Raw genomic sequence first — 15,402 nt, 5'->3', positions numbered from 1 at the left:
TAGCGCGTAATTTTAAGTCAATGCTTTATCTGGCGTGTACTATCGTTCATTGTAAGATGAATTGAAGACACGCCCTAATATTCTCGTTTTATTTTAACACTTTAGTTTAAACGTTTCGTGATGCGTGATGGCACGCACCATGAACTGACAATTTGCGTTAGGAGCAATGCCCGATGAGTGATCACTCAAGCAACAATGCACAAAAAGACGAAGCAAAAAACGATTTTATTCGTAATATCATTCGTGACGATGTCAATGCGCAAAAATACCAGCAAATTGTAACGCGCTTTCCGCCTGAGCCAAATGGCTACCTGCATTTAGGCCATGTGAAATCTATCTGCTTAAACTTTGGTGTGGCCAAAGAGTTCGGCGGTGTGTGCAACCTGCGTTTTGATGACACCAACCCAACCGCTGAAAAGCAAGATTACATCGACAATATTAAGAACGATGTGCAATGGTTAGGTTTTGAGTGGGCAGGCGAGGCGCATCATGCCTCAGGTTATTTCGATCAGTTGCATGCATGGGCAATTCAGTTGATTGAGCAAGGCGACGCTTATGTTGATTTGCAAACCCCTGAGCAAATCAAAGAAAACCGTGGTTCATTCAATGAAGCGGGAACGCCTTCGCCATATCGTGATGCCAGTGTTGAAGAAAACCTAGCGCTGTTCAATGATATGAAAGACGGTAAATACGCTGAAGGGAAGGCTATTTTGCGTGCCAAGATTGATATGGCTAGCCCAAATATGAACCTGCGTGATCCTGTTATCTATCGCGTGATGCATCAAGCGCATCATCAGACTGGTGATAAATGGTGCATCTATCCGATGTATGACTTTGCTCATCCACTCTCAGATGCGTTAGAAGGAATTACCCATTCATTATGTACGCTTGAGTTTGAAGATCATCGTCCATTTTATGATTGGGTCATCGAAAAAATCGGCTTTGACGTACCGCCGCATCAGTACGAGTTTAGCCGCTTAAACGTTGATCATACATTGACCAGTAAGCGTAAGCTAAAGCAACTGGTAGATGAAGGTATCGTAAGCGGTTGGGACGATCCCCGTATGCCGACCGTCGCTGGCATGCGTCGCCGTGGTTATACGCCAGAGGGCTTGCGTGATTTTTGTGAGCGTGTGGGTGTGACCAAAGCGGATAGTGTGGTTGATTTCCGTTTGCTAGAGTTTAGCGTTCGTCAATCGTTAGAGACAACTACTGGTCGCGGTATGGCGGTGCTAAAGCCATTGAAAGTGACGATTACTAACTTTAGTGAAGCGGTCAGCAGTTGGGAGTCGCAAAAAGCCGATAGCGTTAATGCACGTTTTGACGATGCGACTCAGACGCTTTGGTTGACTCAGCCCAACCATCCTAACGTGGATATGGGTGAGCGTGAGATTCCATTTACCGAGACGCTATACATTGATCAAGGTGATTACGAGATTGAACCGCCAGCAGGCTATAAGCGCCTCTCTCCAGAAAAGCCAGAGATTCGTCTGCGTAATACTTATGTGCTAGCCGTCACTGAGCATATCACTGATGAAAGTGGCAATGTCGTTGAACTAAAAGCGACGATTGATCCTGCTACTTTGGGCAATAACCCTGAAGGGCGTAAGGTCAAAGGCGTGATTCATTGGGTATCAGCCAGTCAAGGTGTGCCAGCGACAGTACGCATGTACGAGCAGCTATTCAGTGCTGAGGACCCAAGTGGCGTTGCTGATGTTTATCAAGCGCTAAACCCGAACTCGCTCACTGAGCTAAATGCAGTGGTTGAACCATCTTTGGTCAATGCAGATGCTGGCACGCGTTTCCAGTTTGAGCGTGAAGGTTACTTCATCTCTGATAGCGAAGATCACAGCACTGATAAGCCAGTATTTAACCAAATCGTTAGCTTGCGTGATAGCTATAAGCCAGCTTAATTTATGTTGGCTTAGTATTTAAAAGTATCCTTATCCAAATGAATATTTTGAAATAATACTGAACAATAGTAGTTTGCAAGTTAGCCTATTTCTAGTACGCTAGGGATGGGCTTTTTTGTGTGTAGATATAAAGTTAAGTATGATTATAGTGCGAGTTTTGCTTATGGGATGCAGGGATGGTGGTTTAATAAATAATTGATATATCTACTTAGGGTTAAATGGAATAACCGCATTACAATCCGTCACAAGACATTCATAACCAGTTTGTTAAGATAAAGTCAGTTTTTACGGATGTGCTTTATGTTATATTTGATAGCTGAGCACATCGATGATAATAATATAGCGCGCGGCCAACGGGTCGATACAAGCGTTCATCAACATAGCTAAGGAATCAAGCATGGCACATTTACGTTTAGGCGATACCGCACCAAACTTTGACGCTGCGACCACAGAAGGCGATATTAATTTCCACGAGTGGGCAGGCGATCATTGGGTGGTTTTTTTCTCACATCCTTCAGATTATACGCCAGTATGTACCACTGAGCTTGGTCGTACCGCAGCACTAGGCGGTGAGTTCCAGAAGCGCAATGTTAAACCAATTGCGCTATCGGTTGATGGTTTAGAAGATCATAAAGGTTGGGTAAGTGACATTGAAGAAACCCAAGGTACTGCTGTCAATTTCCCTATCATTGCAGACCCTGAGCGCAAGGTTGCAGATCTTTATGACATGATTCATCCAAATGCTGACAATACAGCGACGGTCAGAAGTGTGTTTATTATTGATCCTAAGAAAAAAGTACGCTTAACACTGACTTATCCAGCCAGCTGTGGCCGTAACTTTGATGAGATTATTCGTGTGATTGATGCGATGCAATTGTCTGATGAATATAACGTAGCAACGCCTGTTGATTGGAAAGATGGCGACGACGTTATCATTCCACCAAGTGTGAAAAACGAAGATATCGCTGCAAAATATCCAAAAGGACACAAAGAGATTAAGCCGTATCTACGCACCACACCTGCACCAAACAAATAATTAGACTGATGTGTAAATGTGATTAAATAAAGCCCCATGACTCAAGGTTATGGGGCTTTTATTATTTCTACTTTATGACTAATAACACTTTGCCATGATGGCCAGATTAGGCTATAACTGTGGTATAGCGTATCAATATTTGTGCTTATTAGTACAACAACCATAATAAAGCGTATCAGCGTCAAATTGCTGTCCAATCATTCTTACAAGGAGTTTGCTATGAAAAAACTATATATTACCCGTACAGCGCCCAATCCGCGTAAAGCGCTTATCTTATTGGCTTCAAAAGGTATCGATGTCGATGACATGGATGATGTGGATGTGATCGATATTGATTTTGCGGCAAATGAGCAAATGTCAGAAGCATTTACGCAAATGAATCCGATGCAGACCGTACCTGTTTTGACCTTAGATGATGGTACAGTACTGAATGATTCTCAGGCAGTTTGTGAGTATCTGGATCGCGTTTACGGTGAGCGTTCAGTTATGGGTAATGATGTGGTACAGCGTGCGCAAGTTTGCTCTATGCGCCGTGTTGCAGAGTTTGAAGTGATGTATAACTTGATGCTCGCGTTTCAGCACAGTCATCCATCTAAAGCACAACGTATTGAGCAAGTGCCCGAGTTCGTCGCACCATCAATTGCTCGTGCGGTCAAAGCCATGGCATATTTCGAGACGATATTAGAAGGTCGTGAATACCTAGTAGGTGAACAATTAAGTTTTGCGGATATCGTGCTATATCTAAGCTTGGATTTTGGTAAAGTATTGAAGATTAATCCTAATGAGCAAGGCGAAAACCTGGCTCGCTTTTATCAAAAGATGAATGAACGTTTCAGTATTAAAAATATGGCTAAAGCCAAACATGCCAGTGTGAATGACTAAAAGGTTCTAGGGCGTGTCCTCAATTCAATCGATAGTTATCTAAATGGGTTAAAAATGGCTAAATCTTGCCAAATGGCGTCAAATAGCTGACTAATATCTCGATATTATCTGCGCTATTTTCCTTGTTTGACTGCCATTTATCTCATTTTTATCACCATTTTTAAAATGAGGATACGCCCTAGAAAAATAGTTTAAATCATAAAATTTATCTATTAACCTATCCGATAAATTAATCGCTATAAAGCAAAACAGCTAACCTCAATCGTTAGCTGTTTTTTTATGAAATATAATAAAATTCAACATTTCGTTACATAGGTTAATAGTGCCAAGGTTATAGTGGTTAATCTAGCTTAGTTATATCAATTATGTTTTTAAAACGTTTATTTAAGAAGAATGCTTTTAAATTATGACTTCTTTTGAATAGGTTTTTTAAAATATAGATGGTACGCGAGATAAGTTGTACAAGCTTACTAAGAGGTATGTAATATGGTAGGTAGCCGAAATAAGCCAACGTTAAAATTACTGCTATTACCCAGTATGATGGCAGTTAGTCTGATGCTAAGTGCGTGTCAAAAAGAAGCGGCGTCTAGTGAAAATGATACATCGCAGAATGCTGAATCTGGCGAGATGACAGACTTAGCCGTAAGTGAAGATCTGGTATCTAGTATGAGCCCTACATCAGACGAATCTGAACCTGTTGAATTAACTGCTCAAGAAAAGCTGACGACCACCTTATCTCATCATCGTTGGACGTTAGTAAATGCAGTCGACGCCAATGAACAACTTATGGCTGAATTTGCGAATATCAACAGTCAGGTAACGCTTGCATTCAACCAGTATCAAGGGCAAGACACGCTAAGCTATAGCGTAGGCTGTAATACGATTAGTGCTGGCTATCAGTTAAAAGGGCATACCTTAACTACTGAAGAGGGTATGAGTACCAAGATGTCTTGTGGCGAGCTAGATGTGGCTGAAAATGCTTTGAGTACGTTGATGCAGGGCAGTAGTGAGTTCAAAATTGATCAAGGCGATAACCCAGTATTAACCCAGTTTACCGACGATGATGTAACTCTGGTTTGGAATGGTAGGCTTACTGCACAAGCGAAATATAACAGTAAGGGTGAAACAGTATTTTGGGCAGTAAACTCTGAAACTGTACCTTGCGAAGCAGGTAACTCTGAGCAGTGCTTACAAGTTAAGCCTATTACTTATAATGATCAGGGCATTAAAACTCACGAAGGACAGTGGCGAGTATTCGTTGGTGAAATCGATGGCTATCAGCATGACAGCAAACACGAAGAAGTATTACGCTTACAACGCTATCCACTATATATCGATGAATTATCAGAGACTAATGAGCCAACTAAAGATGATACTGCTGATGAAAAGTATGCTTATATACTAGATGCTGTTATTGAAAGTGCAGTTGTAGAGTAGCTTACTGTAGTTTGAGCTTTGAAATGCTCATAGCCATAAAAAACACGCGTCTAATAGCGCGTGTTTTTTATGGTATATCACTTTGCTGTTTATCTATTTTGACGCTTTTCTGCTTTAACACCTCGCTATCTTAACGCCTCGCTATTTTAACGCTGATCTTTAACGTAAGTTACCTAAATCTTCTTCGGTCAAACGCCAACGGCCTTTCTTTTTAGAAGCACCGCGGCCACGCATGGCGCTATTCAATATCAGTTTGTTCATTGAATGGCTTGAGTGAGCATGACAGATGGCGCAGGCAAGACCATCGGCAGCATCTTGTTGCGGTACGACTTCTAACGCTAATATCCGGCACACCATCTCTTGCACTTGTTCTTTGGCCGCTGCTCCATAGCCACAGACGGCTTGTTTGATTTGCCGAGCCGTATATTCTGATACTTCTAAATCTAGTGCAACCATCGCTGCAATCGCTGCACCTCGTGCTTGCCCAAGCTTAAGTGCAGAATCAGGGTTTTCCGCCATAAATACTTGCTCAATCGCCGTATAGATAGGCTCGTCTGCGTATTTTAAATGATGCTGTGTGATACGGGTTAGTCCATTAAAGATACGCTTGAGGCGTTCAGGCATCTCTTTGGTATCTGTACGAATCGTCCCTGCATCGATATAGGTCAGCTTGTCACCTGTCTGCTGTACTATCCCATAACCGGTCATGCGTGACCCTGGGTCAATGCCTATAATAATTGCCATAATATTCCGTCTTGCTTACCTGTCATTTTATATTCAGTCCTATAGAAATCGGATATGGAGTCAGACTCGCTTAGCCTACTGCTAGTAGCACTGACGTTTGTCTTCCTTGTATCCAAATTATATTGTACCGACTATATGGCTTAAAAATTAGCCTTAAGTTTGATAGTATAGCAACCAATCCCCATATACATCATATGTTAGCCATTTTAATTTTCATGGCGCTCAATTTATTGGTTTTTATTTTATAGGACGACACTTTATGGGTCAGATAGTTGGTATAGCCATCGTTTGGTTTATTATCGAGATGCTACTGTGGTATTTGCTTGCTCAGTTTATGAGCGGCTGGTGGGTGTTTATGTGGTTTATTATCGCCGCAGTTATCGGTATCTCTTTGATGCGCAAAGGCATGGCTGCTCTTAATCCAATGGCACAGCAAATGAAAGCTGGTGGCATGATGAACCCTGCGATGCGTCCGCCAGAGACCACGATGATTAAGAGTATCGCGATGGCAGCTGCAGGTATTTTATTGCTTATTCCTGGGGTGCTTAGTGATTTGATGGCGCTGTTGGTAGTATTGCCACCTGTGCAAAAAAAGCTAAAAGACTTGGCCAATAATTACGTCATGAATAATCAGCAAAAAATGATGGAAATGATGGCCAAGCAGATGGGCGGTCAAATGGGTGGTGGTCAAAATCCATTTGGCGGTGCTGGTGGCATGGGTGGTCAAAACCCGTTCGGTGGCGCAGGTGGCATGAATGGTCAAAATCCATTTGGTCAACAGCAGCAAAACCCATTTGGTGATGTGTTTAAACAGCATACTACGGTTGATGGTACTGCCAAAAACATCCCTAAAGATGTCAAGAAAATTACCAAGTCTGCTAATGACGAATAACTATTTAGTTAAATCATAAGCATAAAAAAAGCCCCTCTCGTCGATGACGAAAGGGGCTTTTTAGTGGTAGTAAGCATACTATTTATAGGAAATATATTTTTATAAAGAATATACGTACAAACCGAATGAAACAACCGAAGTGCCGCTGTAAGATGGTGACCCATGAACCGTGAAGTTCAGGGCGGATGCGTCATCATCTCTGCAGGTTTCCTGATACACCGCAAGCGGTGCAGGCATACACAATGAGACAATAGGTACCACATCCTGGTAAAGCATTATCGGCTCAGGGAATAAACATCTACTAGCCAACACTTCAGAATAGTTTTATCTTAACCAATGAAAAGAGTGATTGCAAGTCTGAATTACAGATTGATACGTAGCTTGGTTAATTGGCCGCATTTATATTGTCTTGCATAGAAAAATCATCACAAGATAACCCTATAAAATTATTCATAAACTCACGAAAAATGCTCAGTTTTTCAGCTATTTCAAGATGTGTGTTAATATAGAGGGCTTTATATTCCCTTACACAGCATTATAGGCGTTCATTCACTCGAGGAGCGGTAATATATGACCAGTACCCAACAAGCATCAGACTCTATTGATAATAACAAAACACAGCTTAGCAATAACCAAGACGGTGCACAGAATAAAAAAATACCGCATGTCTTGATGATATTGGACGGCTTTGGTCATCGTGAAGAAGATAAAGATAACGCCATCGCTGCCGCTAATATGCCAAATTTAGACAAGATTTATCAGCAATATCCTCATGGGCTGATTTCAGCTTCAGGGGAAGATGTTGGTTTGCCAGATGGTCAGTTTGGTAATTCAGAAGTTGGTCACATGAATTTAGGGGCGGGGCGTGTTCTGTATCAGGACTCAACTCGTATCTCAAGTGAGCTTGCCAATCGTGATTTTTATAAAAACGAAGCATTGGTCGATGCGGTAAAATCGGCTAATGAGCGTGGCGGTAACGTCCATATTATGGGCTTGCTCTCTGATGGCGGTGTCCACTCACATCAAGATCATATCGAAGGTATGTGTCACTCAGCATTGGTGCATGGTGCCAAGAATGTCTTTATTCATTGTTTCTTAGATGGCCGTGATACCCCGCCTAAATCTGCTGATAAGTACATCAATCGTCTGCGTGACTATATTGATAAGTTGAATGCTCATTACGAAGGTGGCCGCGTACAGATTGCAAGTATCATCGGACGCTACTATGCAATGGATCGTGACAATCGTTGGGATCGCGTGCAAAAAGCCTATGAGCTGATTACTGAGGGCAAAGCTGATCGTCTATCGACACGAGCGGATGGCGCTGTTCAAGCTGCTTATAAAGCGCGTGAAACCGATGAGTTTGTCAGTCCAACGACCGTAATCGGACGTGATGAAGTGCCATATACTGTTAATGATAACGACGCACTTATTTTTATGAATTTCCGTGCTGACCGCGCTCGTGAGCTTGCCCAAGCATTTGTTTTACCAGATCATGAGTTTTCTGGATTTGCGCGTCAAAAACAGCCAAAACTGGCGGCGTTTGTGATGCTAACTAAGTATTCAGATGTCCTAGCTGACAATCCAAAAACCAGCATTGCTTATTACCCAACATCTTTGGCCAATACATTGGGAGAGTACTTGCAGGACCAAGGAAAAACTCAACTACGTATCGCTGAAACTGAAAAATATGCGCATGTGACGTTTTTCTTTAGTGGTGGCCGCGAAGAAGAATATCAGGGTGAGACCCGCATTTTAGTGCCATCTCCAGACGTTGCAACTTATGATCTACAGCCTGAGATGAGCGCGCCTGAAGTCACTGATAAATTAGTAGAAGCAATTGAGTCTGGTAAGTATGATGTATTGGTGGTCAATTATGCCAATGGTGATATGGTTGGACACACAGGTATCTTTGATGCAGCGGTAAAAGCGGTAGAAGCTTTGGATGTATGTGTTGGCCGTATCGAGTCAGCGGTGCGTGCTGCTGGTGGTGACATGCTTATCACAGCCGATCATGGTAACTGCGAGCAGATGCAAGACTATGAAAGTGGTCAAGTACATACACAGCATACGACAGAGCATGTACCATTAATTTACGTAGGTGAGCAAAAGCTGCAAGTGCGCCGCGGCGGTAAACTCAGTGATGTGGCACCGACTATTTTATCATTGATGAACATTGACGCCCCTGCCGAAATGACAGGTGAGAGCTTATTGGTTCCAGCAGTCTAGACCAGTCGAGTTAAACCACAGTACTTGAATGACTGTGGTTTATATCAATTCGTTAGCTGTACCAGAAGATATCGAAAAGGAAAGGATAACCTATTATCCTTTCCTTTTTTTGTGATACATTTTACTTAATTTACTTGCAATACTATGCTAGTTCGAAATATGCGTTTGGTGCTATCTTATAAATCGCTATATAACGATAAATTCGTATTCTCTATTATTCAAATGAGTTCTTTTATGCAGCCTATTTCTTTTGCACGTTCTTTTTTATCCAAAGGGTTAAGTAAATCAGTAGGGAAGGCATCAGCCACATCTACGGTCTTGCAGCCTGCAATTTTAATAGGTGTACTTGGTTGTGCGATTAGCGTAAATGCACAAGCAGCAGTGGGAGCTTCTACAAATAATGATAATCCTACGAATGGTCTACAGCTCATCAGTTTGAATGCAGATGAGATAGCGGATGAAAACGACGCTGATAATTTATCGAATATTGCTGATATGTTAGATGTCGCCGATGAGCCAGATGACTCGATAGATGGTGTGCCAGACGAAAGCGCGCTAACAGATGATGTCGATGATATTGATACGGACATTCCAGCAGAGGTCGCACAAGTATCGCTAAATGCTATCTCTCCTGAGACGCTAAAGACATTTGTGGCTGTTGTAGATTTAATACGTCGTCAATACGTCGATGCGGTCAATGATGAAGAGTTATTTAGCAATGCGATGAGCGGTATGCTGACCAAACTTGATAGCCATGCTGAGTTTTTGGACGCAGAAGCTTATGAGAATCTACGTGCTTTCACTGAGGGCGACGTTGGTGATATTGGTATTAAGGTTAATTACCAGCCAGAGGCAGGTTATTGGGTTGTGGCAGAGGTTATCGATGATTCACCTGCAGACAAAAAAGGCATCGCAGTTGGTGATTATTTGCATCAAGTTGATGAGTTTAAGCTAGACGAAGGGCGACAGGTCAATGATGTTGAGCAGCTCTTAACGGGTATTGCCGGTACGCAGGTAGATATTATTACTTCCAAAGCTGGCCGCCGTAAGCACACAACGACGTTGCAGCGTAATAATAGTCATCCGCAGATTATCGAGACCAAACTGGTTGATGGTATTGCCATTGTTAAATTACCGGCGTTTCAAAACAACAGCCGTGAAAAATTACTAGAAGGTTTAATTAACCTAAACGCTCCGATATCAGGCATTTTACTAGATATGCGTGATAATCCAGGTGGCGTACTGACATCGGCAGTGAGTGTTGCCAGTTTATTTATGGATGATACCGATGTGGTGCAGGTGCAAGCACGTCAAAATAAATCACGGGTACTATCGACCCAAGGTGATGCGATACTTAAACCTTTGCCATTAGTTTTATTACAAAACCGCTATTCAGCATCAGCAGCAGAGGTGCTTGCCAGTAGTTTACAAGCACAAAAACGCGCTACTATTATCGGTGAAGTTAGCTATGGCAAGGGCTCAGTACAATCGGTCATACCATTAAACGATGAGCAAGCTGTCAAATTGACTGTGGCAAATTATATGACGGCAGCAGGCAAGCAAATAGACGAGATCGGTGTAGAGCCTGATGTGACCTTATCTGGCAGCGAGAACATGTGGGAGCAGCAAGCATTAGAACTAGTAAAGGCGCGTGCACTTGATTCTGGCATTCGCTTTGTTAGAAAAAACGCTACGAAAGAATAGACTTTCGTAGTAGTTAATTAACAGTACATACCATTCAACGCTCAAAAATATTTGAAGATGACGTTTAAAGGAAATTAGTCGAACGCATCTTCAGAAATTCCGAGCTTTTTCATACGGTAGCGTAAAGAGCGAAAGGTGGTTCCTAATAATTCAGCTGCTTGGGTTTTGTTCCAGCCAGTTTGTTTGAGTGCTGTGATAATCAGCTGCTTTTCTTGTTCCTGCAAATAATGCTCTAACCCTTGAGGCGGTAGTTGACCGTCGAACAATTCTGGTAAACCTGATATGTCTTTAGAAGTTTCTTGTTGGGCGGTGGAGGCAAGGAGCGATTCTTCGTCATGAGTATTTGCTACGTTGGTTGACGAACTGTTATTACTAGCTGACGAATGCTGTACCATTGAGGGGTAGTGGTTGGTGTTAGTACGATAGGGATGTAAATTGGTCTGTCTTTGCTCAACCTGCGTCGTTGTATTGCTACTAGATTGAATGACTTGCTCGCCGTTCTTTGTTGATTGGCCTGTAGATTGAACGTCTATATGATTTTCTACGTTACGGTCAGGTAGCTCAGAGCTATCGATAGCTGAGCTATGATTTTGCTCTTGTATATTTGCAAGCTCAGGTTCAATGTCAGGAAGACCTAAATGACTAACGTCAATGTAGGAGGTTTCAGCTAACGTAACTGCACGCTCCAATAAGTTGCGTAGTTCACGGACATTACCTGCAAAATCGTGGCGTTGTAAGCGTTCGCAAGCTTCCATTGTCAATGACGGCGGCGACTCTAATTGCCAATCATTAGAAATCATAGCCAAAAAGTGGTCTGCCAACACAGGGATGTCATCACGGCGTGTATTAAGCGTTGGAAGCTTTAGCTCAATGACATTGATGCGATAATACAAATCTTGTCGAAATGCACCATCTTGTACCAATTGGCTCAGGTCCTTGTGAGTGGCAGACAAAATGCGGATGTCTACTGGAACTTCTTTTGTATCACCAATTGCCCTTACTGTTTTTTCTTGAATGGCACGTAACAATTTAACCTGCATGGCTAAAGGTAAGTCTGCCACTTCATCCAAAAATAATGTGCCGCCATTAGCTTGCTGAAACAATCCTTGTTTATCAGCGACAGCCCCTGTAAAGCTGCCTTTTTTATGACCAAAAAACTCCGACTCCATTAACTCCGATGGTATCGCACCGCAGTTCACTGGTACAAAGCTGCCGTCACGCCGTGGACTTAAATCATGGATCAATCTGGCGACCACTTCTTTACCTGTGCCAGAAGCGCCCGATAAAAACACAGGTGCCTGTGAGCGTGCTAGCTTTAAAATAGTGTTTTTAAGGGGATGCATGACAGCAGAATTACCAATCAATCTACTATCTAGCATTTTTTGTTCAGGAGAGCATTCCGGTGCGGCCTGTACTTCGTTATCTTGATGAATAACTTTTAGGGCATTCTCTACCAGTTGGCGCAGACGTGGTAGTTCTAGCGGTTTATTGACAAAATCAAAGGCACCAAGTTTTAATGCTTCAATAGCTAAATCCATGCTGCCATGAGCCGTAATCACCGCTATTGGAATATTAGAGCTATTGCTAATTTCTTTTACCAGCTCAAGTCCCGAGCCATCTGGCAGTTTTAAATCCGTCAGACAAAAATCGTAGTCATTGTCTTGCCAAAATGTTCTTGCTTGCGACAATGTATAAGCCACATCACTTTTGATACCCATTTTAGTCAGGGTAATTTGCATCAATCGACATAAATCTACTTCATCATCGACGACTAGCGCGGTTGTTGTCATACATCATCTCATCGTATTCAATGGCTATCAAATCAATAGCTTGGTCTAAATGGGTGTAATAGTTTTATAAAGAGTTGGAACTTAACTCACTGATACTATAATCTCATTTCAAATATTATATTTTGCAGAAATTAATGCGAAATCACATAGCTTTTGAAGGATAAATTTAGGTAAGATTTTCTTCGATAGTTTGAAATTTATTATCAGATTTAATAGAAGGTACAATTAACCGAAAACATGTTTTCTCATGTTCAGGAATGTAGAGTAAACGCGCTTGATTTGCTTCACAAAATGCTTGTGATAAATAGAGCCCCAGTCCTGTACCAGCTTTATCTGTTGTAAAAAACGGATCGAACAAAAGTTGTAAGTTTCCAGCATTAACACCATTACCATTATCTAATATATCGATTATAACATCGTTGTCTGCGCAGTAAATGTCGATTTCCACATAAGCGTGGGGATGAGCATAGCTGCTATAACGCAAGCCATTGTTGATCAGGTTGATTAATATCTGCTCTAACTGATGAGTATCAAATGATATGATGGGTTTGGTTTTGATTCGTAGAAAAATGTCGTGTCCTTTAAAGTAATTCTCCAAAAACGATGGCATCCATTCAGCCAATTCGAGCACCTGCTGGGTAGCCGTCTGCTGACGAGACAGCTTTAAAATATCCTCAATGATACGGTTTACACGTTTTGTCTGTGAAAATATCATCTCATAAAGCTCATGGTTGCCGGTTATGGCAGTATTCGATTCACTTGTTGATGCACTGTCATCTTCCATTTGTTCTGCAACATCTTCCATTAATAGCTGACTGGCTTGCGATATCGCTGCTAATGGGTTTCTGATTTCGTGGGCAATACTGGCAGTTAATTGCCCTAAAGAAGCCAGTTTCAACTGTTGAGCACTGGCTTGCTCACGGCGTAAATCTTCTAATATGACAAGCTTACTATCGTCTTTTAGTGGAATAATTTGTACACGTAACTTGCCAAATATTGAAGCATTTGCTACTGCTGGTACATCGTAGGTAAAAGCGCGTGATTGCCCCGATGCTACAGATAAACAGGCATTGAATAATTGCGAATGCTGCTCATTGAGTTGCTGCTCAAAATTAGAGAGAAGTGCTTGGTTATGAGTCTCTTTTGTATCGTCAAGGGTATTCTGTGGTGTGACAGGCGTGACAAGAGAAAGGCTCAGCAACTGATGTGCGGCAAGATTTGCTAAGACAATATGTTGCTTATCGATAACGATAACACCATTCACCATCTGCGTGATAACCTCTTGATTAATCACGTTGAGTCGCTCAACTTCCTTAGCATGGTTTGCCGCAACCTTTTCAAGCTGTACCAATCGCTGAGAGATAGACCAACTCAAACCACCCACTGCTAAAAAGCTCGCTGACATCAGTAGCGCATCACCTAGATTAGCTAGACTCATGCTATTAGCAATAGCGTAAAAAAACTGCTGATAAATAACGAGAATGATGGCAAGTAAAGTAATAACTAGCGCTTGTGAGCCATGTAGTAGCATAAAGCTAGCTGCGACGACCACCATGTATAGCATGGTTAACTGCAAATCAGGGTTGCCTGTCGTGTAGAGCAGTAGGCTTAATATAATAACGTCTAACGCCAGTCCGAATGCCAGTTGGCGGCGCATATGTTTTCTAACGACATAAAATAGCCCAAGCAGTATCAAACTTAACAGTACATAGAAGCTTAGAGTCGTTTGTTGTAGAAAACTCGGTAAGGACGCGCTATCACCAGTACGAGCAGAGATGTATAGCATGAGCATAGAGAACAGGCTAACAACGAAGCGATAGCTACTATAGATCAGCCCCAACTTACGCAACTGCGGCAGAGGAAGCGTATCGTCATGATGAACATAACGAGTAATGGCAGAGCTAAAATTGGTAGCAGGGTTCATAAACTGGCCGTAATAAAATAAACGCTAGAATGATTTATGGTTGAATCAGACCATGACGAATGGCCAAATGAGTTAATTTAACATCACTATCAACCCCAACTTTTTCATAAATACGATAGCGATACGTATTAATGGTCTTGACGCTAACAAACAATTGATCGGCTATTTGCTGAGGGCTCTGACAATTGACAACCATCATGGCCACTTGTTTTTCTCTGTCACTTAATAAGTCAAAAGGTGAGTTGGCATTATCAGACAATAAAACATCTGCTAGCTGTTCAGCAACATCTTGGCTGAAGTAGCGACCTCCTTGATAAATCTTTTTGACTGCACGTATCATTTCATCAAGCGGCGTGCCTTTGGTAATGTAACCATTAACACCTGCTTTGATCAGCATTGAAGGATAAGGCTGTGCAGACATACTACTGACCGCTAGAATCTTGATACCCATGTCGAGTTGTATCAGGCGTTTGGTTGCTTCAAGACCGCCAATATTCGGCATATTGACGTCTAATAAAATTACATCAGGATGTAATTGTTTGGCTTGTTTGATAGCCATGTCACCGCTGTCTGCTTCACCTACTACTTCAATATCGGGGCTGTCTGACAACATACGGCTAATACCCATCCGTACCAAATCATGATCATCTACCACTAATACTTTAATCATAACCATACTCTTTATTGATTGTCAGAATGAACGCTTTATTAGGTTCAAATAGTATAAAAAACGAATATATTTCAACCATTATTGTTATCTTTGTATATTTAAAATACCGCTGATTAATATAACAAAATACGAGTAATCATAACATTCGAAGTTAAATTATATTGCTGCAGTGTGAATTGAT

General features: G+C 41.8%; 11 protein-coding genes and 1 other RNA gene. 7 read left to right on the top strand and 5 right to left on the bottom strand.

Features of this window, described 5'->3' with window-relative positions; translation table 11 throughout:
- Positions 1-173 precede the first annotated feature (173 nt).
- From I3254_RS03515 to I3254_RS03500, 4 genes are all read left to right on the top strand, one after another.
- Positions 174-1,913, top strand: a complete 1,740-nt coding sequence (locus I3254_RS03515; RefSeq protein WP_238051200.1) for a glutamine--tRNA ligase/YqeY domain fusion protein — start codon at positions 174-176, stop codon at positions 1,911-1,913.
- Between the two features lie 397 nt (positions 1,914-2,310).
- Positions 2,311-2,949 carry a peroxiredoxin gene (locus tag I3254_RS03510; protein ID WP_238051199.1) on the top strand — a complete coding sequence of 213 codons (639 nt, stop codon included), beginning with the start codon at positions 2,311-2,313 and terminating at the stop codon, positions 2,947-2,949.
- Positions 2,950-3,168: 219 nt separating this feature from the next.
- The gene (locus I3254_RS03505; RefSeq protein WP_238051198.1) at positions 3,169-3,831 is read left to right on the top strand and encodes a glutathione S-transferase family protein; all 663 of its coding nucleotides are present in this window, start codon (positions 3,169-3,171) and stop codon (positions 3,829-3,831) included.
- A gap of 486 nt (positions 3,832-4,317) precedes the next feature.
- Positions 4,318-5,268: an META domain-containing protein gene (locus I3254_RS03500; protein ID WP_238051197.1), complete on the top strand. Its 951-nt coding sequence runs from the start codon at positions 4,318-4,320 to the stop codon at positions 5,266-5,268.
- Between the two features lie 159 nt (positions 5,269-5,427).
- Here I3254_RS03500 and ruvC read toward each other — a convergent pair whose 3' ends face one another.
- Entirely contained in the window at positions 5,428-6,012 is a 585-nt protein-coding gene (ruvC, locus tag I3254_RS03495; protein WP_057760973.1) for a crossover junction endodeoxyribonuclease RuvC, read from the bottom strand.
- Positions 6,013-6,271: 259 nt separating this feature from the next.
- On the opposite strand from ruvC, the gene I3254_RS03490 reads away from it, so the two are divergent.
- On the top strand, positions 6,272-6,904 hold the full coding sequence (locus tag I3254_RS03490; protein WP_057760971.1) for an FxsA family protein: 633 nt from the start codon (positions 6,272-6,274) through the stop codon (positions 6,902-6,904).
- A 127-nt stretch (positions 6,905-7,031) separates the two neighbouring features.
- Here the strand turns inward: I3254_RS03490 and ssrS are convergent.
- A non-coding RNA gene (gene ssrS / locus I3254_RS03485) (6S RNA) lies at positions 7,032-7,227 on the bottom strand.
- Between the two features lie 247 nt (positions 7,228-7,474).
- On the opposite strand from ssrS, the gene gpmI reads away from it, so the two are divergent.
- Both gpmI and I3254_RS03475 read left to right on the top strand, forming a co-directional pair.
- Positions 7,475-9,133: a 2,3-bisphosphoglycerate-independent phosphoglycerate mutase gene (gene gpmI, locus I3254_RS03480; RefSeq protein ID WP_238051196.1), complete on the top strand. Its 1,659-nt coding sequence runs from the start codon at positions 7,475-7,477 to the stop codon at positions 9,131-9,133.
- Positions 9,134-9,367: 234 nt separating this feature from the next.
- Positions 9,368-10,837: a S41 family peptidase gene (locus tag I3254_RS03475; protein WP_238051194.1), complete on the top strand. Its 1,470-nt coding sequence runs from the start codon at positions 9,368-9,370 to the stop codon at positions 10,835-10,837.
- A 74-nt stretch (positions 10,838-10,911) separates the two neighbouring features.
- On the opposite strand, the gene I3254_RS03470 is transcribed toward I3254_RS03475, so the two are convergent.
- The 3 genes from I3254_RS03470 to I3254_RS03460 form a co-directional block, all read right to left on the bottom strand.
- Positions 10,912-12,627: a sigma-54 dependent transcriptional regulator gene (locus tag I3254_RS03470; RefSeq protein ID WP_238051192.1), complete on the bottom strand. Its 1,716-nt coding sequence runs from the start codon at positions 12,625-12,627 to the stop codon at positions 10,912-10,914.
- Between the two features lie 166 nt (positions 12,628-12,793).
- Positions 12,794-14,551: an ATP-binding protein gene (locus I3254_RS03465; RefSeq protein ID WP_238051190.1), complete on the bottom strand. Its 1,758-nt coding sequence runs from the start codon at positions 14,549-14,551 to the stop codon at positions 12,794-12,796.
- Between the two features lie 34 nt (positions 14,552-14,585).
- Positions 14,586-15,221 carry a response regulator gene (locus I3254_RS03460; protein ID WP_101206382.1) on the bottom strand — a complete coding sequence of 212 codons (636 nt, stop codon included), beginning with the start codon at positions 15,219-15,221 and terminating at the stop codon, positions 14,586-14,588.
- Positions 15,222-15,402 lie beyond the last annotated feature (181 nt).

This window comes from Psychrobacter sp. Ps2 (genome assembly GCF_022129405.1).
Taxonomy (GTDB): Bacteria; Pseudomonadota; Gammaproteobacteria; order Pseudomonadales; family Moraxellaceae; genus Psychrobacter.
This window is presented reverse-complemented; position numbering and strand designations above follow the sequence as displayed.